Origin of the sequence: Micromonospora sp. LOL_014 (genome assembly GCF_048060245.1) — a bacterium.
Classification (GTDB): domain Bacteria; phylum Actinomycetota; class Actinomycetes; order Mycobacteriales; family Micromonosporaceae; genus Micromonospora_E.
This window is the reverse complement of record NZ_JBHMIP010000004.1, coordinates 120101-145841: the sequence shown is the minus strand read 5'-3', so window position 1 is coordinate 145841 and position 25741 is coordinate 120101. Positions and strand designations below refer to the sequence as shown.

Genomic DNA, 25741 nt, shown 5'->3' with positions numbered 1-25741 from the left:
GTCAGCCCGCCAGCGCGGCGGCCAGCACCTCGACGACCCGGTCCTGCTGCCCGGTGGTCAGCTGCGGGTAGATCGGCAGCGACAGCAGCTCCGGCGCGGTCGACTCGGCGTGCGGGAACGACCCGACCGGGTAGCCGAGGTCGGCGAAGGCCGGGGTCAGGTGCACCGGCACCGGGTAGTGGATGCCGGCACCGATCCCGGCCGCGTTCAACGCGGCCAGCACGGCGTCGCGGCGATCGGCCCCGCCGGGCACCTGGACACAGTAGATGTGCCAGACGTGCAGGTTGCCGTCCAACGTCACCGGCCGGACCACGTCGAGGCCGGCCAGCAGCTCGTGGTAGCGGGCCGCGACGGCGCGCCGCCGGTCGTTCCAGTCGGCCAGCCGGGCCAGCTTGGCCCGCAGCACCACCGCCTGCAGCCCGTCGAGGCGGCTGTTGAAGCCCACCACCTCGTGCACGTACTTGCGGACGCTGCCGTGCGCCGACATCCGCCGGACGTCAGCGGCGAGCTGGGCGTCGGCGGTGACCACCGCGCCGGCGTCGCCGTACGCGCCAAGGTTCTTACCCGGGTAGAAGCTGGTAGCGGCGATCCCGTCGGCACCGGCGCCCCGGCCGTGCCGGGTCGCCCCCTGGCACTGCGCGGCGTCCTCGACGATCGCGATTTCCTGCCCCGTGGTGGACAAGCTGGCGAGCCCGGCGCGTAGCCGGTCCACCTCGGCGAGCTGACCGTACAGGTGCACCGGGGCGATCGCCCGGGTGGCCGGGGTGACCGCGGCCAGCGCCGCGTCCACGTCGATCAGGTACGTCGCCGGGTCGCAGTCGACCAGCACCACTCGGGCGCCGGCCCGGGCGACCGCCTCGGCGGTGGCGATGAACGTGTTCGCCGGCAGGATCACCTCGCTGCCCGGACCGACCCCGACCGCCCGCAGGGCCAGCTCCAGGGCGTCGGTGCCGTTGGCCACCCCGACACAGTGCGGCACGCCGCTGAACGCGGCGTACTCGGCCTCGAAGGCGGCCACCTCGGCGCCGCCGATGAACGCGGTGCCGGCGAGGACCCGCTTGAAACCGGCATCGACCTCCTCGGCCACCTCGGTGTGGGCGGCGGCAAGGTCGACGAGGGGGATGCTGCTCACGCGTGACTCCTCAACTGCGACTCGTTCGTTCGATCGGCGGGGTGGCCGGCCGGGCCGTCAACCGGCGCGTTGGCGCGGCGCAGGAAGCGGGCCGGCGCGCCGACCCACACCTCACCGGCGGGTACGTCGCGCAGCACCACCGAGCCCATGCCCAGCTGCGACCAGGCACCGACGGCGATCCCGTCGCGCAGCAGCGCGCCAGCACCGACGTAGACGCCGTCGCCGAGCCGCACCCCGCCACCGAGGCGCACCCCGGAGGCGATCGTGGCGTACGGCCCGATCACGTTGTCATGGGTCAGCACCACCTGTGGCATCACCGCGACGTGCGCACCGACGGACACCTCGGCGGTCAGATCCACCCCGGCCAGCAGCACGCTGCCCGGTCCGACGGTGCAGCCGACGCCGATCCGGGCGGCGGGGTGCACGATCGTCGCGTACCGCTGCGGCGGCAGGCCGAACCGCTCGACCAGCCGCCGCCGGGACCGGTAGTCGCGCGGGTTGCCGACGCAGACCAGCACGGCCGCGTCGGCCAGCTCGGCGACCAGGTCGGTGCCGCCGATCACCGGTACGCCGACCCGCCCGGTGCCGTGCAACGCCGGGTCGTCGTCGAGGTACCCGAGCAGCCGCCAGGTCGGTGCCGCCGCGTTGACCGCCGCGACAGCGGCGGCGGTCTCCCGGGCGAAACCGCCCGCCCCGACGATCAGCAAATCCCTCATCGGCCGGCCAGTTTGCGTAGCACCGCGACGATGTGGTCCTGGTCGGCCTCGGTGAGCGCGTGGTGCAGCGGCAGGATCAGCGAATCCCGGGTCAGCCGCTCGGTCACCGGCAGCGGGGCCGGGGCGACGTGGGCGTACGCCGGCTCCAGATGGGCGGCCATGATGCCGCGCCGGGCCGACACCCCGGCGTCGGACAGCCCGGTGAGCACGTCGTCGCGGCCGACGCCGAACTCCGGGTCGACCCGCACCCAGAACGACTGGAAGTTGGTCTCGCCGTACGCCGGATCGACCACCGGCACCAGCCCGTCGACCCCGGCGAGCAGTTCGTGGTAGCGGGCGGCGAGCGCCCGCCGGCCGGCGACCAGGCCGGCGAGCCGGCCGACCTGGACCAGGCCGACCGCCGCCTGGATGTCGGTCATCCGGTAGTTGAAGGCCGGCTCCAGGTACGCCTCCAGCACCGGCTGGGCACTGGCGTGCCGGTCGGCGGCGGAGACGTTCATGCCGTGCTCGCGCAGTCGGCGCAGCCGGACCGCGCCGTCGGTGTCGGCCAGGGTCAGCATGCCGCCCTCACCGGTGGTGATCACCTTGCGCGGGTGGAACGACCAGGCAGAGATCGCCGCCCCGGCACCCACCGGCTGCCCGTACGCCCGGGAACCGGCCGCGCAGGCGGCATCCTCGATCAGTGGTACGCCCCAGCCGGCAGCCGCCGTGCGCAGCGCGGCCGTGTCGAACGGCACCCCGCCCTGGTGGACCGCGATCACCGCCCGGGTACGCGGGGTGCGTACCGCCTCGATCGTTTCGACGGTCAGGTTGCCGGTGGCCAGGTCGACGTCGGCGAAGACCGGCTCGGCACCGGCGTGCCGGACCGCGTTCGCGGTGGCGATGAACGACAGCGACGGCACGACGACCTCGTCGCCGGGGCCGACGCCGTGCAGCACCAGCGCCAGGTGCAGCGCGGTGGTGCAGGAGCTGACCGCCACCCCGTGGCCGGCGCCGACGACGGCGGCGAACTCGCGCTCGAACCGCGCCACCCGGGGGCCCTGGGCCACCCAGCCGGAGCGGATCGCCGCGGCGGCGGCCTGCTCCTCCTCCTCGCCGAGCATCGGCAGCATCACCTGGATGCGGCGCGGACTGGCTTCGCTCATGCCGGTTGGCTCCAGTTCCTGGTCTGCATCCGCTCCAGCGCACCGGGCTGCTCGCTCAGCAACCGCTGGAAGTACTCGAGGGTGTGGCCGATGCCTTCGGCCAACGACACCCGGGGGGCGAAGTCGACCGTCTTGCGCAGTCTGGAGGTGTCCACCCAGAGCCGGGGGACATCGGCCGGGCGTGGCGGCTCGAACACCGGTTGCAGGTCGGTGCGGCCGACCGCCTCCAGCACCGTGCGGGCCAGCAGGCCGATGGTCAGCTCCTCGCCGTACCCGAGGTTGACCACCTCGCCGACCAGCTCGGTGGACTCGGCGACTCGGGCCAGCGTCTCGACGCAGTCCTTCACGTACAGGAAGTCGCGGGTGACGCTGCCGTCGCCGAAGACCACCGGCGGCTGCCCGGCCAGCGCCCGCAGGATGAACCGGGGGATCACCTCGCCGGAGTCACCTTCGAAGTGCGACCGCGGCCCGTAGTTGTTGAACGGCCGGACGCAGACCACCGGCAGCCCCCAGCATTCCAGGTACGAGCGGGCGTAGTGCTCACCGGCCAGCTTGCTGCTGCCGTAGACGGTCAGCGGCCAGGGGGTGGTCTGCTCGGTGATCGGGAACTCCAGGGCCCGGCCGTAGATCTCCGAGGTCGACACGTACAGCAGCCGGGACACCTGCGCGGCCCGCGCTGCCTCCAGCACGTTGAGTGTGCCGAGCGCGTTGACCTGGTGGTTCTCCACCGGGCTGTGCAGCGAGTGGCGTACCCCGAGGCAGGCCAGGTGGAACACCACGTCGACCCCGGCCGTCGCGTCCTGGCAGGTCTGTGGGTCGCAGATGTCGCCCTCGATCACCCGGACCGACTCGGCACCGGGGAATGTCAGATTCTCCCGGGTGCCGTTGCGGAAGTTGTCCAGCACGACGACCTGCGCGCCGAGCGAGACGAGATGCTCGGTCAGGTGCGAGCCGATGAAGCCGGCGCCGCCAGTGACCAGGACGGTGGAGTTGGCCAGGTCGACGGCGGGAGCGGCACCGGGAGTGGACCCGGCAGTGCCTGCGACGGTCATGCGGTGGGCTCCTCGTCCAGCGGGATCATCGTGCCGCCGGCGGCGAGGCTGCGGGTGGCGGCTTCCAGGACGGCCAGCACCCGCAGGCCGGAACGGCCGTCGGTCAACGCCGGGGTGCCGGTACGGATGGCGCGGGCGTATTCGTCGACCATGGTGCGCAGCGCCTCCCGCTCGGTCAGCGCCGGGGCGACCATGTCGCCGGAGCGGTACGACACCAGCATGTCCCGGCGGGCCTCGGTGCCGAGTTCGTCGGAGGTGGCGACGTCGACGCCGCGGTCGAACAGGGCGAGTCGCTGGCCCGGGTTGAGGTCGTCCCAGACCAGGGTTCGCTTCGACCCGCCGATGATCGTTGTACGGATCTTGACCGGGGACAGCCAGTTGACGTGCACGTGGGCGATCGCGCCGCTGCTCAGCCGCAGGGTGAGGTACGCCACGCAGGCCCGGCCGGCGCCGATGCCGTCGGCGCCGTGCGCCGCGACCGCCACCGGCCGTACCCCCGGCGGCAGCACGAAGTCGAGAATGGACAGGTCGTGTGGGGCGAGGTCCCAGACGACGTCGATGTCGCGCTGCACCAAACCCAGGTTGATCCGTACCGAGTCGAGGTAGTGCAGCTCACCCAGCTCGCCGGAGTGCAGCATCTCCCGGATCCGCAGCACCGCCGGGGTGTAGCAGTAGGTGTGGTCGCACATCAGGGTCAGGCCGCGCTGCTCGGCCTCGGCGACCAACCGCGTCCCGTCGGCGTGGTTGGCGGCGAGCGGCTTCTCGACCAGCACGTGCTTGCCGGCGCGTAGCGCGGCGAGGGCGACCTCGAGGTGGGTGCCGGCCGGCGTGGCGATCGCCACGGCACCCACCGAGTCGTCGGCGAGCACCCGGGCCAGATCGTCGGTCGCACCGACCGTCGAGTAGTCGCCGAGCACCGTGCGGGCCCGACCGAGATCGAGGTCACAGAGCCAGCGCAGCCGGAACGCCGGGCTGGACATGAAGTTGCGGACCAGGTTGGGGCCCCAGTAGCCGGCGCCGATGACGGCTACGCCGATGGGTTCGTCCGGCATGGCAGGCGGATGGGTCACGGATGTCCATTTCGTCGGGGGGCATGCTGACCCGGGCGGAGCCGGGCCGACCCGGGCCACCGCCGGATGGGCGCGGCCCACCGGTGGGCCCAGCGGAGAGGGTCCGTTCGGGAAGCTACCGAGCGTTGCCACGCCGACGCCAGCACTGTGACGTAAACCCGGCACAACCGCGCGGTCAGGAGGTACCTTCGTTGGCCGGGGTCCACCTGTCGGCCAGTGCCGGCCCGGATGGTCGGTTCCTTCCGGCCGGAGAGTCGGCCGCTTCGCAGCACAGGATCGGTTTCCCGACATCGGCGGCGCCGGTGACCCCCTACCGTGTGCGCCGCACCTCCGGCAGCTCTGACACACTGCCGGTGACCAGGGAGGATCACCGCTCATGAGTGCAACCGCAGCGCGCCCGGGCGCCACCGCCGCCAGCTCCGCCGAGGTCACCGTCGCCGGCTCCGCCGACGTGGCCGACACGGCGAGTATCGGTGCCGGCACCCGCGTCTGGCACCTGGCCCAGATCCGCGAGGACGCGTCGGTCGGCCGCAACTGCATCATCGGCCGGGGGGCGTACGTCGGTCCGGGGGTCCGGCTCGGCGACAACGTGAAACTGCAGAACCACGCCCTCGTCTACGAGCCGGCGCAACTCGACGACGGAGTGTTCATCGGGCCGGCGGCGGTGCTCACCAACGACGAGTACCCCCGGGCGGTCACCCCGGACGGGCGGCTGAAGACCGGCGACGACTGGACCGCGGTCGGTGTCACCATCGGCACCGGCGCGGCGATCGGTGCCCGGGCGGTCTGCGTCGCCCCGGTGCGGATCGGCCGCTGGGCGACGGTCGCCGCCGGTGCCGTGGTCACCCGGGACGTCCCGGACTTCGCCCTGGTCGTCGGGGTGCCGGCGCGTCGGGTCGGCTGGGTCGGCCGGGCCGGCGTACCGCTGGTCGAGGACGGCGACGGCCGGTACGTCTGCCCCCGCACCGGGCAGCGCCACGTCGAGCGCGACGGGCAGCTCACCGAGGAGTGAACCCGGCCAGCCCACGTCCGCACGGCAGGATCATCGGCGGTCCGAGGGTCGGGGTCAGGCGTGGGTACGGTGCTTGCGCTCGGGCGCGCCCGCGGCGACCTTCTCAGCGGTCTGATCGACCGACACCGCCTCGGTCGGGACCGCGTCCACCGGCAGGGTCTCCTCCGACGCCTCCTCCGGGGCCTGCGCAGTCGTCGTTGTCGGCTCGGCCTGCTGCGCGGCCGTCTCGGGCCGCGGCTCCGCCGGCTCAGGTTCCCGCGCTGTTTCCTGCGCTAGTTCCTGCGCCGCCGGTTCTGGTTCCCGCAGCCCGGCGAGCCGTTGCTGTTCGGTGGCCAGCTCGGCCTGGACCGCACTGAGCGTACGCCGAGCCTCGTCGGACTCCTGCCGGGTGAGCACCATCTGGTGCCGCAGGTCAGCGAGGGCCTGCTGCGCCTCGGCGACCTCCTGCAGTACCTCGGTGAGCTGCTGACCGGCGGAGACGACCTCACGCTGGGCGGACGCCACCTGCTGCTGACTGCTGGCCAGCTGACGCTGGGCAATCGCCGCGTGCTCCTCGGAGAGACGTCGGACACTCGCGGCGTGCTCGTCGGCGCTGCCCCGGGCGCTCAGCGCGTACTCCTCGGCCTGCTGGCGGATGGTCACCGCCTGTTCCTCGGCCCGGGAGCGGATGTGGGTGGCGTACTCCTCGGCCTCACCGCGCTGGTTCGCGATGATCTCCTGGGTGGTGTCGCGCCACTGCTCCACCTCCTGCTCGGCGGCGGCCCGCAACTCGCCGATCTCCTGCTCCATCGTCGCGCGGCGCCGGTCGACCTCCTGCTGTACGCGGTCGCGCAGCTCGGCGACCTCTGCTTCGGCGGTACTGCGCAGCATGGTCACCTCCTGCTCGACCTGGTCACGTCGGGCGGCGAGCTCCTGGTCCAGCTCGGCGCGGGTCTGCGCGACGAACGCGTCGGTCTCGGCGTGGGTCCGGGTGACGTACTCGGTGGCCTGCTCGACGGCCTGAGCGGCCTCCCGGTGGGCCGACTCGGCGGCGGCCTCGCCTTCGGTACGGATCCGTTCGGCGTCCTGCCGGGCGGCGGCGACCGCCGCCTCGGCGGCCTCGCGCAGGTTCGCCGCCTCCTCCTGGGCGGTGGTGACCAACCGGCTGGCGTCCATCCGGGCCTGGGTGACCAGCCGTTCGGCCTCGGCCTGGGCGTCGGTCAGGGTCCGGTCGGCGGTCTCCTGGGCGGTGCTGACCGCGTTGCTGGCCTGCTCCTGGGCGGTGGTGACGGTCTGCCTGGCTTCCCGCTGCGCGGCCTTGATGGTGTCGTCGGCCTCGCGCCGCGCCGCGTGCAGTGCGTCGTCGGCCTGCTGCTGGGCGGTGGCGATGAGCTGGTCGGCCTCCTCCCGGGCGGCGACCAGCGCCGCCTCGGCCGCTGCCCGCAGGTTGTCCGACTCCTCGCGGGCGCTGGTCACGGTCGCCTCGGCCTCGGCGCGGCGGGCGGCGTTGGCGCGGTCCTCCTCGGCGCGGCGGGCGGCGAGCGCCAGCTCGAAGTCGCGCATCGCGGTGTCGGCCTGCTGCCGGGCGTCGGCGAGTACCTGCTCGGCCTCGGCGCGGCGGGCGTCGATCTCCTCGGCGGCGTTGAACCGAATCTCTTCGGCCTGGTCCTCGGCGAGTCCGAGAATCTGCTCGACCCGGGGGCCGAGGTGCCGGAACGACACCTGGTCCAGGAAGCTGGTCTCCCGCCGGGCCTCGGTCAGATCCGTCTGGAGCTGCTCGATCTGCGCGGCCAGGGTGTGCATCTGTACGTAGATCTGTTCCCGCTCCGCGCCGAGCGTGGCCAGCTCGTTCTCGGTACGGGCGATGTAGCGGTCGACCTGACGTCTGTCGTACCCCCGCAGCGCCAGCTCGAAGTTGGGCCCCGACCCGGAGTCCCCGTCAAGGTTGAAGAGTTCTTCGCCTTGCGCCATGGCTCCATCCTCACACGCAACGCCCTGTTGCGGGGCGATACCCATGCTCCTGACAGGACGCGCGTCACTTCGGTTGATTTGCCAGGTGTGAACCATTCGCTCAGCGGGTATGCAGGAACACCGGCGGTGACCAGGCGCGTCGCCCCGGGCGGCAGGCTGGCAGGGACACATACAGCAGGGGACCGGGCACCGAACGCGAAGGGCCACGCCGGTGGTGCGGCGCGGCCCTTCGTCGGTGTGGTTCAGGTGGTCAGTGCACCGCAACGGTGCGGCACCGGGTGGTCAGCTCGCCGACTTGGCGTTGACCGGCTCGGCGCTGTCGTCGGCCTTGCCGCTGTCCGCGCCGCCCTGCGGCACGCCGGGAACGATCCCGGCCAGGCCGGAGAGCATCTGGCCCAGCTGCGACGTGACCGCGTCCTTCTGCCGGTTCAGGTCCTCGACCTCGCGGCGAGCGGCCTGGGTGGTCAGCTCGGCCTCGGTCCGGGCCTCGGTGAGCAGCCGGTTGGCTTCGCTGCGCGCCTCGTTGAGGGTCTTGTCCGCCAGCGACTTCGCCTTGTCCACGGTCTCCTGGGCGGACCGCTCCGATTCGATTCGGCGTGCCTCGGCGCGCTGCTCGATCTCCTTCGCCCGGTCTTCGGCGGCCCGGGCGCGCCCTTCGGCCTCGGCGACCATCCGCTGGGTCTGCGCGACCTGGGCAGCGTGCCGTTCCGACTCTTCCCGCTCGGCCTTCTCCCGGCGCTCGGCCAGCTGCAGCTCCAGCGCCTGCAGATCCTTGTCCCGCTTGTCGCGAGCGTCGGTGAGCAACTTGGTGGCCTCGGCCCGCTTCTCCTCGGCCTCCCGGGCCGCCTTGGCCCGCAGCTGGGTGATCTCCCGCTCCGCGGTGGCCCGCAGGGTGGCGACCTCACGCTCCACGGTCGACTTCAGCTCGGCGACCTCGTGTGCGGTGACCGCGCGCAGCTGCTTGGTTTCCCGGTCCGCGTCGGCCCGCAGCGTGTCCGCCTCGCGCCGGGCCTGCACCCGGACCTCGGCCGCTTCCCGCTCGGCTGCGGTCCGGACGCTGCCCGCCTCCCGCTCGGCCCCGGCCTTCATCGCGGCGGCCTCGGCCCGCGCCTTGTCGGTGATCTCCCGGGCCTCCAGCCGGGCTGCGGAGAGGATGCCCTCGGACTCCCGCTTGGCCTCACCGCGGTGGTCGTTGGCCTGCTCCTCGGCCAGCCGGAGAATCTGCTCCACCCGGGTCCCCAGGCCGGAGAGGGTGGGCCGGTTGTTCTCCTCGAGCTGCTTGTTGGTGTCGGTGAGCTTCTGTTCGACCGCGTTGAGCCGCTGCTCGGCCTGGCGGAGCCGGCGCTGCGCGTCGTTCATCCGCTGCTCGGCCTCAGCTCGAGCCTGCTCCGACTGGGTGAGGGCGGCTACCAGCCGCTGCAGGTGGTCATCCACCTGGTTGCGGTCGTAGCCACGAAGCACGACGGTGAAGTCGTGCGGAGCGCTGGCGTTATCGAAGAACGCAAGGGAGGACTGCTGCTGGGGCATTGAGACATAGTGGCAGACGTACCTAGGTGTTTCGCAAGAGCGAACTGCCCGTCACCACGATAGCCGACATGGTCATCTTTTCTCAGCCGACCGGCGATCGGTCTACGAATTGTAGGCGCGCGCGTACGCAACGAAGTCTTTTTGGTCGTCGGGCCATCGCCGTCCACCCTGTCCGGAGCCCGGTCAGCGCGACGTCTGCCCAGCTCAGAGCGGTTCCTCTGGGTGGTTCCGGGCAACGCCGGCAACGTCGGGTGGGGTCATGCCCGGCCGGCGGGCCGGCCGCCGACGAACCGTTCCGTCGCCGGTGTCACACCGGGTGGCTCGCCGCCGGGGCACCGTACCTGAAAACCGGTGAAGTTGTCGGTCCGCTTCCTTTCGGCATTCCCGACCGACCAGTTCCGGTCCGTCGATCCGCATCAGCGGACCGGAGCTGGCCGGCCAGTCGGCACGACCGGGCCGGTTCGTGACTCAGGCCGGCTGGTCCGTGGCCGCGGCCGGCTGGACCAGCTCGACCAGGACGCCGCCAGCGTCCTTCGGGTGCACGAAGTTGACCCGTGAACCGGCGGTGCCCGGCCGGGGTGCGTCGTAGAGCAGCCGCAGTCCGCGCTCGCGCAGCGCGGCGCACGCCGCGTCGATGTCCACCACCGTGTACGCCAACTGCTGCATCCCGGGGCCGTTGCGGTCCAGGAACTTGGCGATGGTCGACTCGGCGGACAACGGGGCGAGTAGCTGCACCTGACCGCCGTCGGGCACCGGCCCGACGGCGAGCATGGCCTCGCGTACCCCTTGGGCGTGATTGACTTCCAGGTGTACGCAGCGCATGCCGAAGGTGCGGGTGTAGAAATCGAGCGCGGTGTCCAGATCCGCCACCGCGATCCCGACATGATCGATCTTCAGCAGGCCGATGTCTGTGACATAGTCCGCAGCGGCCTCGGCAGGAGCTTCTTCCGTCATGGCGATAGTCTGGCCGAACCATCGTTAAGTTGTTGCCGGCACCCCGGCCTTGTCCCACTGTGCGGAGGCGGAATCCCATGACCTCGGTGATCGTCAGCGGCGCACGCACCCCGATGGGCCGGTTACTCGGCAACCTGAAGGACTTCCCGGCCACCGCCCTCGGCTCGACCGCGATCTCCGCCGCCCTCGGTCGCGGCGGCGTCGACCCCGGTCAGGTGCAGTACGTCATCATGGGCCAGGTGCTCCAGGCAGGCAGCGGCCAGATGCCGGCCCGGCAGGCCGCGGTCGGCGCCGGTATCCCGATGAGCGTACCCGCGCTCACCATCAACAAGGTCTGCCTTTCCGGTCTCGACGCGATCGCGCTCGCCGACCAGTTGATTCGGGCCGGCGAGTTCGACGTCGTGGTGGCCGGCGGGATGGAGTCGATGACCAACGCGCCGCATCTGCTGCGGGGCCAGCGCGCCGGCTACAAGTACGGCGACGTGGTGGTCGCCGACCACATGGCCCTGGACGGGCTGACCGACGTGTTCGACTGCTGCGCGATGGGCGAGTCGACCGAGCGGCACGGCGCCCGGCTCGGCATCAGCCGGGCCGAGCAGGACGCCTTCGCCGCCACCAGCCACCAGCGGGCCGCGGTCGCCCAGAAGAACGGCGTCTTCGCCGAGGAGATCACCCCGATCGAGGTGCCGCAGCGCAAGGGCGACCCGGTCCGGCTGCTCAACGACGAGGGAATCCGGCCGGACACCACTGCCGAGACGCTGGCCCGGCTCCGTCCCGCCTTCACTCCGGACGGCACCATCACCGCCGGTAGTTCGTCACCGATCTCGGACGGCGCGTGCGCCGTGGTGGTGATGAGCCGGTCCCGGGCCGAGGCGCTCGGCCTCAACTGGATCGCCGAGATCGGTGCGCACGGCAACGTCGCCGGCCCGGACAACTCGCTGCACTCCCAGCCGTCCAACGCCATCCGGCACGCCCTCGGCAAGGCCGGGATGACCGTCGCCGATCTCGACCTGATCGAGATCAACGAGGCGTTCGCCGCCGTCGGCGTGCAGTCGACCCGGGACCTCGAGGTCGATCCAGGGATCGTGAACGTCAACGGCGGCGCGATCGCTCTCGGTCACCCGATCGGCATGTCCGGCGCCCGGCTGGCGCTGACTCTCGCGCTGGAGCTGCGTCGGCGTGGCGGTGGGACCGGCGCCGCCGCGCTCTGCGGCGGCGGCGGGCAGGGCGACGCCCTGATCCTGCGGGTGCCGACCGCGAAGTGACTGCGGGTGCTGACCGCGAGGTGAGCCGGGGCGGCTCCCGCGACGTTCCGGATCTCGTCCGGCGGGCCCGCGCCTACGACGCCCGGTCCGTGGCGCGGCTGATCACGCTGGTCGAGTCCGGCGGGCCGCTGCTGCCGCAGATCGCCGCCGAGCTCGCCGGGCACACCGGGCACGCCCTGGTCGTCGGGCTGACCGGCGCGCCCGGCGTCGGCAAGTCGACCACCACCAGCGAGCTGGTCCGGGTGCTGCGCGGCCGGAACCTGCGGGTCGGCGTCCTTGCCGTCGATCCGTCCAGCCCGTTCACCGGCGGGGCGATCCTCGGCGACCGGGTACGGATGCAGGACCACGCCACCGACCCGGGCGTGTACATCCGCTCGATGTCCAGCCGGGGCCACCTCGGCGGGCTGTCGTCGGCGACCCCGGCGGCGGTGCGGGTCCTCGACGGCGTCGGCTGCGACGTGGTGCTGATCGAGACGGTCGGCGTCGGGCAGGCCGAGGTCGAGGTGGCCGGGCTGGCCGACACCACGGTGGTGCTACTCGCCCCTGGCATGGGCGACGCCGTGCAGGCGGTGAAGGCCGGCATCCTGGAGATCGCCGACATCTTCGTGGTCAACAAGGCCGACCGGGACGGTGCCGACGGCACCGTACGGGACTTGAAGGGCATGCTCGCGCTGACCGCCACCGCCCCGGGCGGCTGGCGTCCGCCAGTGCTGCGGACCGTGGCCGCCAACGGCGACGGTCTTGACGATCTGGTGACCGCGATCGAACGGCACCGCGACTGGCTGGCCGGCCGGGGCGAGCTCACCGCCCGTCGGGCCCGGCGGGTCGCCGCCGAGGTCGAGGCGATCGCGATCGGCACGCTGCGCGAGCGGATCAGCTCGCTGCGCGGCGGTACGCTGCCCGCCGAACTCGCCGCCGAGGTGCTCGCCGGCCGGCTCGACCCGTACGCCGCCGCCGACCGGCTGCTCACCGAGCTGACCCGGCCCACCCCGACGCCGTCTTGACCCGGTTGCGCTGACCGCTCTCCGACCCCGCGCTGGTCCGGCTGCCGCCACCCCCGCTGGTCGGCTACTGGTGCAGGCGCGGTCGGCGCACCGACGCGAGGTCCGCTAGGGTCGGCGCGTGCCCACCACCGTCGATCTCCCGATCATCGAGCTAACGGCTGCGACCGTCGGCTACCTCAGTGCCGAGCCGGTGCTGCGTGACGTGACGCTGACCGTGCGACCCGGTCACCTGCTGGCGGTCACCGGGCCGTCCGGTGCGGGCAAGACGACCCTGCTGTCGGCGATGGCCGGCCTGCTGCGGCCGATCGGCGGATCCATCTCGCTCGGCGGTGAACCGCTGCGCGACCGCGACCACGCCGTGGATCGCAAGGTCGTGCTGGTCCCACAGGACAACGGCCTCGCCGCGGTGCTGACGGCGGGGGAGAATTTGCAGGTGGCGCTGATCGCTGTCGGGATGAGCCCGGCGGCAGCGCGGCGGGCCGGCGCGGCCGCACTCGACCGGCTCGGCCTCGCCGGTCAGTCCGACCAACTCGTCGAGGAGCTCTCCGGTGGCCAGCAGCAGCGGACCGCGTTGGCCCGGGCGCTGGCGCTGCACGGTGACGTGCTGCTCGCCGACGAGGTGACCAGCGAGCTGGACGCGGCCAACCGGCAGCTGGTCCTCGACCTGCTACGGGCCGAAGCTGACCGGGGTGCAGCCGTCGTCTTCGCCACCCACGACCCGGAGGCGGCCGCCGCCTGCGACGCCGAACTGCACCTGCGCGACGGCCGGGCCGAACTGACCCGACAGTGGCCCGATCGGCAAGTGATCTAGAAGGATCTGGCCGGTATATCGACCATGATTCTTTCAGATCGCGGCGCACCCGGGCGGCATCGCGGCGGACCCGGGCGGCACCGCTGCGAACCCGGTCGGCGCGGGCAGGTCCGGCCCGGTCCTTGCGCCGCTGTTGCAGGTCCGGTGGCGGTGAGTACGCCGGACTGCTCGAACACCAGCCAGTCGAGGCCACCCGCGTGCCCAGCAGGCAGGTTCCATGGCAACCACATCGGGTGATTCTCGGCGCTGCGCCGGCTGCGGCAGCCGCCAAGCCGACACGGCCGGCATTCCGACACCGGCCGGCCCAGCCGCGGGTCACAATCGCGGTGCCACCTCTGCGGCGACGAGTTCGATGTGGTCGAGGTCGGCCAGGTCCAGCACCTGCAGGTAGATCCGTTGGGCGCCAATCTCGGTGTACCGGCCAATCTTGTCCACCACCTCGGCCGGCGTGCCGGCCAGACCGTTCGCGCGCAGCTCGTCCGGCTCCCGGCCGATGACCGCCGCCCGTCGCGCCACCTCGGCGTCGTCGCGACCGCAGCACAATACCAGTGCGTTGGACAGCCGCAGGCCGTCCGGATCGCGGCCGGTCTCGGCGCAGGCCGCCCGGACCTGCTGGAACAGCCGCGCCGACTCGGTGAGGCCCTCGAACGGCACGTTGAACTCGTCGGCGTAGCGGGCAGTCAGCTGCGGGGTCCGACGGCGGCCCTTCCCACCGAGCAGCACTGGCGGCCGGGGCCGCTGCACCGGCTTGGGTAGCGCCGGTGAGTCGGTGACCTGGTAGTACCGGCCCTGGAAGTCGAAGGTGTCGCCGACCGGGGTCTCCCACAGGCCGGTGATGACCGCCAGCTGCTCGTCGAGCCGGTCGAATCGCTCGGCCAGCGACGGGAACGGCACCGCGTACGCGGTGTGCTCGGCGGCGAACCAGCCGGCCCCGATGCCGAACTCGACCCGCCCGCCGCTCATCTCGTCGACCTGCGCGACGGTGATCGCCAGCGGGCCGGGGTAGCGGAAGGTGGCGGCGGTCATCAGGGTGCCGAGCCGGATCCGACTGGTGTCCCGGGCCAGCCCGGCAAGGGTCGTCCAGGCATCGGTGGGGCCGGGCAACCCGTCGCTGCCGCCCATCGCCAGATAGTGGTCGGACCGGAAGAAGGCGTCGTACCCGGCGTCTTCGGCGCAACGGGCCACCGCGAGAAGCTGCTGGTAGCTGGCGCCCTGTTGAGGTTCGGTGAAGATCCGCAAGTCCACGCCGTCGAGCATAGGCCGGTCAGGACGATCGGGCCGGGTGCACCGGTACGCCCGGTAGGAGACGTTGTCGTCGGGGACCTGACCGGCCAGCACCGCGCTACCTGGAACCCAACCCGGTTACCCTGTGTCGTTGCTGAACGCCGCCGCTTGAAGTGAGGAAGAGCGACCATGCGCTGGTCCCGACTACACGTGCCCACGTTGCGTGCGGACCCGGCGGAGGCCGACGCGCCGAGCCACCGGCTGCTGCTGCGGGCCGGTTACCTGCGGCAGCTGATGGCCGGCCACTACTCGCTGCTGCCGCTGGCGGTGCGGGTACGGGCGAAGGTGATCGAGGTGATCCGCGACGAAATGGCGCGGATCGGGGCGCAGGAGTTCAGCCTGCCCGCGTTGCATCCGGCGGAGATCTGGCGTCGGACCGGCCGGTGGGACTCGATGGGTGAGGAAATGTTTCGGCTGCGTGACCGCAGGGGTGCTGACCTGGCGTTGGGCATGACCCACGAGGAGGTGTTCACGACCCTTGCCCGGGAGCTGAACTCCTACCGGGAGCTGCCGCAGCTGTGGTACCAGTTCCAGACCAAGTTCCGGGACGAGCCGCGGCCCAAGGCCGGGCTGATGCGCACCCGCGAGTTCACCATGAAGGACTCGTACAGCTTCGACCTGGACCGGGCCGGGCTGGACCGGTCCTTCGACCTGCATCACGACGCGTACCGACGGATCTTCGACCGCCTGGGTATCCCGGCGGTGGCGGTGCAGGCGTCCAGCGGCGCGATGGGCGGGTCGGCGTCGGTCGAGTTCATGTGCCCGGCACCGACCGGCGAAGACCAGGTGGTCGACTGCCCGGCCTGTGGCTACGCGGCGAACCTGGAGAAGGCGACCTCGCGGCTCGATCCATCGACGGACTCCGCTGGGTCCGCCGCCCCGCAGCCGTTCGACACCCCGGGCGTACGGACCATCGACGACCTCGCGGTGCGCTTCGCCGCGCCGGCCGACCGGCAGATCAAGACCCTGGTGTACCTGCTCGACGGCCAGCTCACCCTGGTGCTGCTGCGCGGCGACCACCCGCTCAACGAGCAGAAACTGGTCGACGCCACCGGCGCGGCGCAGCTGCGGCCGGCAGCCGGCGACGAGATCCGGGCGGCGCTGGGGGCGGCCCCGGGCAGCCTGGGCGCGATCGGGCTGACGGGTCTGCCGGTGATCGCCGACGAGGCGTTGCGCGGCCGGCGGGACATGTTCACCGGCGCCAACGTCGACGGCGTCCACCTGCGTGGCGTCGACGTCGACCGGGACATCGCCGTCGGCGCCTGGGCCGACCTGCGCGAGGTGGCCGCCGGCCAGCCGTGCGTGACGTGCGGGGAGCCGCTGCGGGTACGCCGGGCGATCGAGGTCGGGCACATCTTCAAGCTCGGCCAGCGCTACAGCGAGGCGCTGGACGCGTCGGTGCTCGATCCGGCCGGCAACCGGATTCCGGTGGTGATGGGCAGCTACGGGATCGGGGTGGAGCGGGCGATCGCGGCGATCGTGGAGAGCCACCACGACGCCAAGGGCATCGTCTGGCCGGCGGCGGTCGCCCCGTTCGAGGTGGCGGTGGTCGTCGCTCAGGTCGACGACGGTCCGGTGGCCGAAACCGGCGAGCGGATCTACCAGCGGCTGCGCGGCGGCCGGGTGGACGTGGTGATCGACGACCGAGCGGAGCGGGCCGGGGTCAAGTTCCGTGACGTCGAGCTGGTCGGCATTCCGTTGCGGGTCACTGTCGGAAAGCGGTCGCTGGCCGAGGGCGTGGTCGAGGTGACCGACCGGGCCGCCGGGGAGACGGTGCGGGTGCCGGTGGACGAGGTGGTCGATCATCTCTGGCGGCGGCTGCGGCCGACCGGCTGAGGCGGCATCCGTCGACGATCTCAGCCAGTGGGCTTAGCGATCGTTCAGTACGGGCTCTAGACTCGGATCCGCCCGGACCCGAGGAGGCCCCGATGGACGCCGAACAGATCGCCGCCGGTCGTGCCCGCTGGCAGGCCCGCTACGACGCCGCGAAGAAACGCGACGCGGACTTCACCACGCTGTCCGGCACGACGGTGGACCCGGTCTACGGTCCGCCCGACGGCGCCGACCACCCGGGCTTCGAACGGATCGGCTGGCCCGGCGAGTACCCGTACACCCGGGGGTTGTATCCGACCGGCTACCGGGGGCGGACCTGGACCATCCGGCAGTTCGCCGGCTTCGGCAACGCCCGGCAGACCAACGAGCGCTACAAGATGATCCTCGGAGCCGGCGGCGGGGGGCTGTCGGTGGCCTTCGACATGCCGACGCTGATGGGCCGCGACTCCGACGACCCGCAGTCGCTCGGCGAGGTCGGCCACTGCGGGGTGGCTGTCGATTCCGCCGCCGACATGGACGTGCTCTTCGACGGCATCGACCTGGCGGCGGTCACCACCTCGATGACCATTTCCGGGCCGGCGGTGCCGGTGTTCTGCATGTACCTGGTCGCCGCCGAACGGCAGGGCGCCGACCTGGCCACCCTGGACGGCACCCTGCAGACCGACATCTTCAAGGAGTACATCGCCCAGAAGGAGTGGCTGTTCGGCCCCGAGCCGCACCTGCGGCTGATCGGTGACCTGATGGAGTTCTGCGCGCGGCGGATCCCGCGCTACAAACCGCTGTCGGTCTCCGGATACCACATCCGGGAGGCCGGCTCCACCGCCGCGCAGGAGCTGGCCTACACCCTCGCCGACGGCTTCGGCTACGTCGAGCTGGGGCTCTCCCGCGGGCTGGACGTCAACCGGTTCGCCCCCGGGCTGAGTTTCTTCTTCGACGCGCACGTCGACTTCTTCGAGGAGATCGCGAAGTTCCGCGCCGCCCGGCGGATCTGGGCCCGCTGGCTGCGCGACGAGTACGGCGCCACCGACGAACGCGCCCTCTGGCTGCGGTTCCACACCCAGACCGCCGGGGTGTCACTGACCGCGCAGCAACCGGTCAACAACGTGGTACGTACGGCGGTCGAAGCGCTCGCGGCGGTGCTCGGCGGCACCAACTCGCTGCACACCAACGCCCTGGACGAGACCCTGGCGCTGCCCACCGACGAGTCTGCGGAGATCGCGTTGCGGACCCAGCAGGTGCTGATGGACGAGACCGGGGTGGCCAACGTCGCCGACCCGCTCGGCGGTGCCTGGTACGTCGAGGCGCTCACCGACCGGATCGAGGCCGAGGCGGAGGAGATTTTCGCCCGCATCCGCCAGCTCGGCGGCGACGGCCCGCACCCGATCGGGCCGATGACCTCCGGCATTCTGCGCGGCATCGAGGACGGCTGGTTCACCGGGCAGATCGCCGAGGCGGCGTTCGCGTACCAGCAGGCGGTGGAGGACGGCCGGAAGAAGATCGTCGGCGTCAACTGCCACACCGGTACGGTCGCCAAGGAGCTGGAGATCCTGCGGATCTCGCACGAGGTGGAGGTCGAGCAGCGCCGGCTGCTGGCCGCCCGTAAGGCCGACCGGGGCGACGCGTTGGTCCGCCGCCGACTCGACGACCTGGTCACTGCGGCCCGGGACGGCGACAACATGGTGCCGGCGATGCTCGACGCGGTCCGCGCCGAGGCGACCCTCGGCGAGATCTGCGACGCGCTGCGCGCCGAATGGGGCGTCTACCGCGAGCCGGCCCGCTTCTGACCCGACCCCGCGCTCCTGACCTGGGGGGCCGGTGCCGGCCACCCAATCGGGGGCAGCGGTTCCAAGGGATTCATGGTAGGCAGTACGCCGTGACGGGACTTGCGGTGAGCTGCCGACGGGTGGTGCAGATCTACCGGGGCGAGGCCGGCGACGTGGTCGCGCTCTCCGGCGTCGACCTGCGGATCAACCCCGGGGAGATGCTCGCCCTGGTCGGCCCGTCCGGCTCCGGCAAATCGACCCTGGTGGCGCTGCTCGCCGGGCTGATGCGCCCGTCCGCCGGCCGGGTCAGCGTCGGCAGCTACGACCTGGGCAAACTCTCCGACCGGGAGGTCGCCCGGTTGCGGGGCACCCAGATCGGCGTGGTGCTGCAGGGCGCCGCCCGTAACCTGCTGCCGTACGCGACGTTGCGCCGCAACGTCTGGCTGGCCCAGCGGCGGGCCGCCGCCACCGCCGGCATCGACCTGGACGACCCGGACCGCATCCTCGACCTGGTCGGGTTGCCCGGCCGCGGCAATGACCGGCTCGCCGAGCTGACGCCGGGCGCCCGGCAGCGGGCCGCGCTCGCCGTCGGCGTCGCCGCCTCGCCCGGCCTGCTGCTGGTCGACGAACCGACCAGTCAACTCGACACCCGGGGCCGCGACGAAGTGCTCGACGCGCTGGAGACGATCAACCGGGAACGGGAGACCACGATCGTGGTGGTGACCCACGACGCGCAGGTGGGTGCCCGGCTCGGTCGGGCGGTGACCATCCGGGACGGCCGGGTCGGCGCCGAGGGCCGCGACGGTGAGGACTTCGCGGTGGTGGCCGGCGACGGTACGGTGCAGCTGCCGCCCGAGGTGCTCGGCGACTTCCCACCCGGCACCCTGCTGCGGGTGGCCCAGGCCGACGGCGCGGTAACCCTGGTCGTGGGCGGGGCCGCCCCGCCCGGTCTGCTGCCCGACGGCGTCGACGGCACAGGAGTCTGAGTGTTCGCACTGCTCGTCGGCGCGGTCCGGGCTCGGGCCGGTCAGGCCGTCGCCCTGCTGGTGCTCACCGCACTCGCGGTCACCGCCACCACCGCCGCCCCCTGGTACGCGGCGGCGACCACCCGTACCGTCGCCGAGGCTGCGGTCGACGCGGCCGGCCCCAACCTGCTGGCCGCCCGCGCCACCGGCCGGGTCGCCAGCACCGCCGCCGAAGTCGCCGCCGACCAGCAGGTCGACCCGGCCGCCGGGGACCGCACCGAACTCGACGCCACCGGCGCCGACCTGATCGACCGGGCCCGGGACGCCGGCGCCGAGCGGATCGGCTACCCGGGTGCGGCGGCGAGCAGTTCGGTGTGGAGCACCGGGACCGTCGCCAGCGGCCAGGCCGAGCTGGCCGCCAGCCTGACGCACCGGGAGCAGGTCTGCGAACACCTGACCGTCACCGGCACCTGCCCGCAGCGCCCCGGCGAGGCGGTGCTCAGCGCACGCAGCGCCGAACGGCTCGGCGTCGGGGTCGGCGACCGGATCACCCATCAGTCGAGCCGCAGCGCACCGGTGCTCCTCACCGTCACCGGGACCTACCAGGTGACTGATCCGGGCGAGCCGTACTGGGCGTTCGACGATCTCAGCGGCGGCGGTACCGACGCCGACAGCGGTGACCCGGTCTTCGCCACCGCCGGCACGCTGGCCGCCGTACCGGCGGACAACCTGTTCGCCACCCACCACCTGGTGCTGCCGGCCGCCGCCTACCTCGCCGGAGTCGACCTGGCCACCGAGATCCGCCGGGACGACGGTGGTGGCGTCATCGGCCGTTGGCAGGTCCGCACCGACGCGGCGATCCTGGTGGACCAGATCGCCCGCCACCGCCAACTGGTCGAGCTCGGTGTCGCCGTCGCCGCCGGGCAACTGCTGCTGCTGTCCTGGTTCGCCCTGTTCTTCGCCGTCCGACACACCGCCGAGCACCGCCGCCGTGACCTGGGACTGGTCAAACTGCGCGGCGGTGCCCGATGGCGGGTGTGGCTGCTCACGGTGGGCCAGAGCGGGCTGCCGATGATCGTCGGCGCGCTGGTCGGTGTCGCCGCCGGCCTGGTGACCGCCCGGCTGCTCGCCGGTGCCGGCCCGGACCCGGAGCAGGCCGGCTCCGCCGCCCGGCTAGCCCTCGCCGCGACCGGCACCGCCGTCGCCGGCGCGCTGGTCGCCGCGATCGCCGCCGACCTGCGCAACGCCCGTGCCGCAGTGGTGGATCTGCTCCGGCACGTGCCGGCCCGGCAGCGCGGCTGGCGGGCCGATGTCGTCGACCTGATCGCGGTGGCCGTCGCCGGGGCCGGGCTTTACCAGGCGTACGTCGGCGCGGCTGAGCCGGACGAGGCCGGTGCTCTGGTGCTGCTCGCCCCGGCGTTGCTGGCCCTGGCAATCGCGCTGACCGCCGGCCGGGCGGCCACCCCGGTGGCCGGCCGGGCTGCGGCGGCCCTGCTGCGCGCCGGTCGGCTGCCCGCCGCGCTGGCCGCGCTGCACCTGGCCCGCCGGCCGGGGACCGCGCGGCTGGTCGCCCTGCTCACGGTCGGGGTGGCGTTGCTCGGCACCGCGATCGGCAGCTGGACCGAATCGGTCTCCGCGCGGGCCGTCCGGGCCACCCACACCACCGGCGCCGACCAGGTGCTCACCGTGCAGGCCCGCAGCCGGGCCCACCTGCTGGCCGCGGTCCGCGCCGCCGACCCGTCCGGCCGGTACGCGATGGCGGTGGTCGGCAACAATCCCGGGTCGGCCCAGTACGTGCTCGCCGTCGACGCGTCCCGGTTCGCCCAGGTCGCCGCCTGGCACCCCGGCTACGGCCAGGTCGCCGCCGAGGTCGCCGCCGCGCTCACCCCGCCGGTCACCGAGGTTCGGGTCGGTGACGGTCCGCTGGTCCTGACCGCCACCGGACCGGACGAGGTGCCGGTCAGCGTCGTGGCGCACCTGGTCGACCCGGCCGGAGAGCCGGTGCAGGTGGTGTTCGGCCCGCTCGACACCGATCGTGCCGAGCATCCCGCCACGGTGACCGGATGCGGCCCGGACGGCTGCCGGCTGACGTCACTCGAACTGGTCCAACCTGCCTGGAACGGCGTACCGGTGCCGGCCGAACCCGATCTCACGATCACCCTGCACGATCTGGCCGGGGCCACCACACCCCGGCTGGACGCGGCGTACCTCGGCGACATCGGAAACTGGCGTGGCGCGGTCGCCGGTGGCGCCCTCGGCCCCCGGATCAGCGCCGGGCCGGGCGGTGTGACCCTCACTACCCCGTCACCGGGCGGGGTGCACCGGGAGCGGTCCACCCGGATCCATCCGATCGACGCGCCGGTGCCGGTGCCGGTGGTGCGTTCCGGGCCGGAGCTCGCCCCGGACGTTCCGGGCGAGCCACGGCTCGCCGTGTTCGGCGGTGCCGAGCTGCCGGTGCGGTACGTGTCGGTGGCCGCCGCTTTGCCGCAGGCCCGCCAGCGCGGGTACCTGGTCGACCTGGAACGGGCCGACCGGCTGGCCGACGGAGCCGGTTTCGGCGACGTGCCGCAGGTCTGGCTCGCCCCCGACGCGCCCGGGAACCTGACCGACCGGCTCACTGCCGAAGGGTTGACCATCATCGGCACCGATTCCCGGGCGGCGGTGATTGAGCAGCTCGGCCGCCAGGGTCCGCCATCGGCGCTGCGGTTCCAGTTGGCCGCCGGACTGATCGGGCTGCTGCTGGCGGCCGGGGCGCTGGCGGTGGTCGCCGCGGTGGAACGCGACGACCGGGCCGCCGAGTTGGCCGCTCTGCGGACGCAGGGGCTGCCGGCCCGCGCCGTTGCCCGGATTGCCTACGGCGGGTACGCCGTCGCCGTGGCGCTCGCGGTGGTTGTCGGCCTGGTGGCCACCGTGCTCGCCCAGCTGCCGATCCGGCAGACGATGCCGATCTTCGTCGACAACTGGGCCGCACTGCCGCTGCGGATCGGTCCGCAGGCCGTTCCGCTGCTGGTCAGCGTGCTCGTCGCGGTAGGGGTGCTCGGTGCGGCGGCCGCGTTCGCCGGTGCCCGGCTGGTCCGGGCCGTCGACTTGCGGGTCGGTCCGCCGGCCGGTTCCCGGGTCGGTCCGCCGGCCGGTCCGAACCCGCTCATGGCCGGCGACCGGGACGGAGACGTCGGATGATCTCCCTGCTGCTGTCGATGCTCGCCGCCCGGCGCGGGCAGGCGCTGGTCGTCTTCCTGCTGAGCGCGTTCGCCACCGCCGCCGCGGTGACCGGCCCGGCGTACCTGGCCGCTGCGGACCGGGCCGTCGTGGCGGCGGAGCTCGACGCTGCCGACCGTGGCGACCGCACGGTCACCCTGTCCGTCCCTGACGTGCTACCCGGGGAGGAAGCCGGCCTCCTGGCGGTCACCGGTGCCGTGCTCGACCTGCGCGGCTTCCGCACCGTCTACACCGTTCAGATGCCGATGCTCGGGTTGGAACCCGTCGCCACCGACATCTCCTACCTGGTCTTCCGCGAGGACGTCTGCGCCAACCTGCGGATGGTCGCGGGGCGTTGTCTGATGTCGCCGAACGAGGTCGTGATCGGGGCGGACACGGCCCGGCGGCTGGACCTGGCCCCGGGTACCCCGGTCACCGTCACCTGGGCCGACTACGCCCCGGTGCAGCGCAGCTACCGCCCGGGCGGGGCGCCGGCCGAGATCACCGTCATGGGCGTCTACGAACCGGTGGACCCGGATGCGCTCTACTGGGGCCGGACGCCGTACTTCGTCCCAGGGGCCCTGGACGCCTACCGCGAACCGGTATTCACCGGCCGGTACGTCGTCGACGCCATCGACCGGGGCAGCGACTACCGGGGCGTGGATGCGCTGGCCGAGGCCGATGCGTTGGAACCGGACCGGCTGGCGGGCCTCAGCGAGCAGTTGGCCCGGCTCGCTGAGCAGGTTCGCGCCGACGGCGCCGGGTACGTCTACTTGTCCGACGACGTCGGACCGCTGCTGGAGCGGATCTCGTCGGCCCAGGCGCTGACCCGGCAGGTGGTGCCGGTCGCGGCCGTCCCGCTGGTGATCCTCTGTCTGTTCGTCGTCTTCGTCGCGGTCGCAGCCGGTACCGCGGCCCGCCGTACCGAGCTGGGCCTGATCGCGCTGCGCGGGATCCTTCGGCGGACCCGGTGGACGCTGGCCGCCGGTGAGCCGGCTGCCGCCATCGCCCTCGGCGCGCCGGCCGGCTACCTGCTCGGCTCGGTCGCCGTCGGGCTGCTCGCCGGCCTGCGCCTGGAGGAGGGCCGGTTCGCCCCAGTCACCTCGGGCACGGCCGTGCTGGCCGGCTGCGCCACCGTCGTCGGTGCGCTGCTCGCCGTGCTGGCCGCCCAGCGCCGGGAGCTGGCCAGCCCGGTCGCCGAGCTGCTGCGCCGGGTGCCGGCCCGGTCCCGACTCTGGACCTCGCTGCTGGCAGAGACGGTGATGGTGGCCCTGACCGCGGTCGCCGTGGCACAGCTGCGGCTGTTCGACAGCCAGCTGATCGGCGTGTCGTTGCTGGTGCCGGCGTTGATCGGAGTAACGGTGGCGTTGCTGGCGGCGCGGGTGGTGGCGCCGTTGACCGGCCGGCTCGGCGCGGTCGCGCTGCGCCGGGGCCGGCTCGGCCCGGCGCTGGGGCTGCTGCACCTGGCCCGGCAGCCGGCCAGCCAACGGCTGTTCACCCTGCTCACCGTCACCGTGGTGCTGACCGGCTACGCGGCCAGCGCGTTCGACGTGGCCCGCCAGTCGCGGGCGGCGCTGGCCGAGGTGCGCGGCGGCGCGGACCGGGTGCTGACCCTGCTGCCCGTCGACGCCGGCACGCTGCTGACGGCCGTACGGACGGTCGACCCGGTCGGCGAGTACGCGATGGCGGTCGGCTTCGCCGCCACCGACGCGGACGCCCCGGTGCTGCTCGCCGACACGTCGGCGTTGGCCGCCACCGCCCGCTGGCGACCGGAGTTCGGCCCGGCCGGCCCCGCTGACGTCGCCGAGGCGCTGCGCGGACCGGCCGCCACCGCGCCGATCACCGTCAACGGGACGGAGATCTCGGTGGACCTGGTCGTCGACGCCGCCCCGGCACAGCCCGACCCGTCGGCGGATCCGGGGCGGCCCGACCCGCAGGGCACCGGTCCGGCCGACGATGTACGGTTCACCGTCCACCTGCGGTCGCCGTCGGGCGGTGCGGCGGCCGAGGCCACGTTCGCCCGGTTGGGGCGGCACACCTACCGGATTCCGGTCGAGTGCGCCGACGGATGCCAGCTCGCCGGGCTGTCCGTCCGGCTCGAACCGGGCACCGCCGGTGCGGTCGACCCGGACACCGAGGTCGACCCTCGGGTGCGTGAGGTGACCCTCACCGGCCTCTCCGTCGATGGGGAGCAGCTACTCGGGCCGGCGGAGCTCACCGACGAGCAGCGCTGGCGTGATCCGTCCGGTGATCCGTCCGAGGCCGGGCCGGACGGGCTGCGACTGCTCGCCGGTGGGGCCGCCCCCGACCCGTGGGCGCTGCCGGCCGACACGCCGTACCCGTTGCCGGCTGTCACCGCCCGCGCCGACGACCGGGCATCCGGGCTGAACCCGACCACGGCGCTGCTACCCACCGGTGCGCAGCTGACGGCCGACGCCGACCCGGTCCCGGCGCTGCCGGCGCTGGGCGACCGCGGCTTCCTGGTCGACATGGAGTACGCCGTACGGGCGGTGCCCGAGAAGACCGGGCTCGAAACGGCCCAGGTCTGGCTCGGTCCCCGGGCACCGGCGGACCTCGCCGAGCAGCTGGACGCGGCCGGGCTCACCGTCACCGGCGAGTTCACCCCGGAGCAGGTCCGGGCCGGGTTGGACCGGCAGGCACCGGCCCTGGCGATCTGGTTCCACCTGCTCGCCGCCGCCCTGGCGGTGATCCTCGCCGGCTCCGGGATGGTGCTACTGGCCATGGTCGAACGGCGCCGTCGTGCCGAGGACCTGACCGCGCTGCGGACCCAGGGACTGCCGTCCCGGTCGGCGGCCGGCTCGCTGCGCTGGAGCGGTCTGCCCGCAGTGCTGCTGGCCGCGGCGACGGGGCTCGGCGGCGCGCTGCTCGCCTGGTGGCTGAGCGGCAGCTACCTGCCGGTCACCGTCGAGGAGGCGGTCCCGCTGGCCCCGGTGCGCTGGCCCCGGCCGGTCGCCGTGCTGCTCCCCGTGATCGGCGTCATGCTGCTGTTCGGGGCGGTGGCGCTGGCGTTGGGACGCGCCCTGCGCGTGCGAGACTAGG

General features: G+C 73.1%; 18 protein-coding genes. 9 read left to right on the top strand and 9 right to left on the bottom strand.

Going from position 1 to position 25741, the window contains the following annotated elements:
* Position 1: 1 nt before the first annotated feature.
* From ACFHW1_RS05380 to ACFHW1_RS05360, 5 genes are read right to left on the bottom strand one after another with little or no spacing between them, the layout of a single operon-like run.
* Positions 2-1132: a DegT/DnrJ/EryC1/StrS family aminotransferase gene (locus tag ACFHW1_RS05380; protein ID WP_416556163.1), complete on the bottom strand. Its 1131-nt coding sequence runs from the start codon at positions 1130-1132 to the stop codon at positions 2-4.
* Positions 1129-1848: an acetyltransferase gene (locus ACFHW1_RS05375; protein WP_416556164.1), complete on the bottom strand. Its 720-nt coding sequence runs from the start codon at positions 1846-1848 to the stop codon at positions 1129-1131. The genes ACFHW1_RS05380 and ACFHW1_RS05375 overlap by 4 nt, the downstream gene beginning before the upstream one ends.
* Positions 1845-2993, bottom strand: a complete 1149-nt coding sequence (locus ACFHW1_RS05370; RefSeq protein ID WP_416556165.1) for a DegT/DnrJ/EryC1/StrS family aminotransferase — start codon at positions 2991-2993, stop codon at positions 1845-1847. The genes ACFHW1_RS05375 and ACFHW1_RS05370 overlap by 4 nt, the downstream gene beginning before the upstream one ends.
* Positions 2990-4045, bottom strand: a complete 1056-nt coding sequence (locus ACFHW1_RS05365; RefSeq protein WP_416556166.1) for an NAD-dependent epimerase/dehydratase family protein — start codon at positions 4043-4045, stop codon at positions 2990-2992. The genes ACFHW1_RS05370 and ACFHW1_RS05365 overlap by 4 nt, the downstream gene beginning before the upstream one ends.
* Positions 4042-5097, bottom strand: a complete 1056-nt coding sequence (locus tag ACFHW1_RS05360; protein ID WP_416556167.1) for a Gfo/Idh/MocA family protein — start codon at positions 5095-5097, stop codon at positions 4042-4044. Before ACFHW1_RS05360 ends, ACFHW1_RS05365 begins: the two co-directional genes overlap by 4 nt.
* A gap of 394 nt (positions 5098-5491) precedes the next feature.
* Here ACFHW1_RS05360 and ACFHW1_RS05355 point away from each other — a divergent pair, with 394 nt between their 5' ends.
* Positions 5492-6127, top strand: a complete 636-nt coding sequence (locus ACFHW1_RS05355; RefSeq protein ID WP_416556168.1) for an acyltransferase — start codon at positions 5492-5494, stop codon at positions 6125-6127.
* A 54-nt stretch (positions 6128-6181) separates the two neighbouring features.
* Here ACFHW1_RS05355 and ACFHW1_RS05350 read toward each other — a convergent pair whose 3' ends face one another.
* The 3 genes from ACFHW1_RS05350 to mce form a co-directional block, all read right to left on the bottom strand.
* Positions 6182-8077, bottom strand: coding sequence for a hypothetical protein (locus tag ACFHW1_RS05350; protein ID WP_416556169.1), 1896 nt, complete (start codon positions 8075-8077; stop codon positions 6182-6184).
* 282 nt (positions 8078-8359) lie between these two features.
* Positions 8360-9604, bottom strand: coding sequence for a DivIVA domain-containing protein (locus ACFHW1_RS05345; protein ID WP_416556170.1), 1245 nt, complete (start codon positions 9602-9604; stop codon positions 8360-8362).
* A 468-nt stretch (positions 9605-10072) separates the two neighbouring features.
* On the bottom strand, positions 10073-10558 hold the full coding sequence (gene mce / locus ACFHW1_RS05340) for a methylmalonyl-CoA epimerase (RefSeq protein WP_416614999.1): 486 nt from the start codon (positions 10556-10558) through the stop codon (positions 10073-10075).
* A 77-nt stretch (positions 10559-10635) separates the two neighbouring features.
* On the opposite strand from mce, the gene ACFHW1_RS05335 reads away from it, so the two are divergent.
* From ACFHW1_RS05335 to ACFHW1_RS05325, 3 genes are all read left to right on the top strand, one after another.
* On the top strand, positions 10636-11823 hold the full coding sequence (locus tag ACFHW1_RS05335) for an acetyl-CoA C-acetyltransferase (protein ID WP_416556172.1): 1188 nt from the start codon (positions 10636-10638) through the stop codon (positions 11821-11823).
* Positions 11820-12827: a methylmalonyl Co-A mutase-associated GTPase MeaB gene (gene meaB, locus ACFHW1_RS05330; RefSeq protein ID WP_416614997.1), complete on the top strand. Its 1008-nt coding sequence runs from the start codon at positions 11820-11822 to the stop codon at positions 12825-12827. Before ACFHW1_RS05335 ends, meaB begins: the two co-directional genes overlap by 4 nt.
* 142 nt (positions 12828-12969) lie before the next feature.
* A complete protein-coding gene (locus ACFHW1_RS05325) occupies positions 12970-13638 on the top strand; it encodes an ABC transporter ATP-binding protein (protein ID WP_416556197.1) in 669 nt (222 codons plus the stop codon).
* Between the two features lie 315 nt (positions 13639-13953).
* Here the strand turns inward: ACFHW1_RS05325 and ACFHW1_RS05320 are convergent, their stop codons facing one another.
* A complete protein-coding gene (locus ACFHW1_RS05320; RefSeq protein ID WP_416556174.1) occupies positions 13954-14883 on the bottom strand; it encodes an LLM class F420-dependent oxidoreductase in 930 nt (309 codons plus the stop codon).
* Positions 14884-15051: 168 nt separating this feature from the next.
* On the opposite strand from ACFHW1_RS05320, the gene ACFHW1_RS05315 reads away from it, so the two are divergent.
* The 5 genes from ACFHW1_RS05315 (at position 15052) to ACFHW1_RS05295 (ending at position 25740) form a co-directional block, all read left to right on the top strand.
* Positions 15052-16758 carry a proline--tRNA ligase gene (locus ACFHW1_RS05315; RefSeq protein ID WP_416556175.1) on the top strand — a complete coding sequence of 569 codons (1707 nt, stop codon included), beginning with the start codon at positions 15052-15054 and terminating at the stop codon, positions 16756-16758.
* Between the two features lie 92 nt (positions 16759-16850).
* Complete coding sequence (locus tag ACFHW1_RS05310) at positions 16851-18539, top strand: acyl-CoA mutase large subunit family protein (RefSeq protein WP_416556176.1); 1689 nt, start codon at positions 16851-16853, stop codon at positions 18537-18539.
* Between the two features lie 89 nt (positions 18540-18628).
* Positions 18629-19504, top strand: a complete 876-nt coding sequence (locus tag ACFHW1_RS05305) for an ABC transporter ATP-binding protein (RefSeq protein ID WP_416556177.1) — start codon at positions 18629-18631, stop codon at positions 19502-19504.
* Positions 19505-22663 (top strand): FtsX-like permease family protein, encoded by a 3159-nt coding sequence (locus tag ACFHW1_RS05300; protein WP_416614996.1) that lies wholly within the window; start codon positions 19505-19507, stop codon positions 22661-22663.
* Positions 22660-25740: a hypothetical protein gene (locus ACFHW1_RS05295; protein ID WP_416614994.1), complete on the top strand. Its 3081-nt coding sequence runs from the start codon at positions 22660-22662 to the stop codon at positions 25738-25740. Before ACFHW1_RS05300 ends, ACFHW1_RS05295 begins: the two co-directional genes overlap by 4 nt.
* The last annotated feature ends 1 nt before the right edge of the window (position 25741 follow it).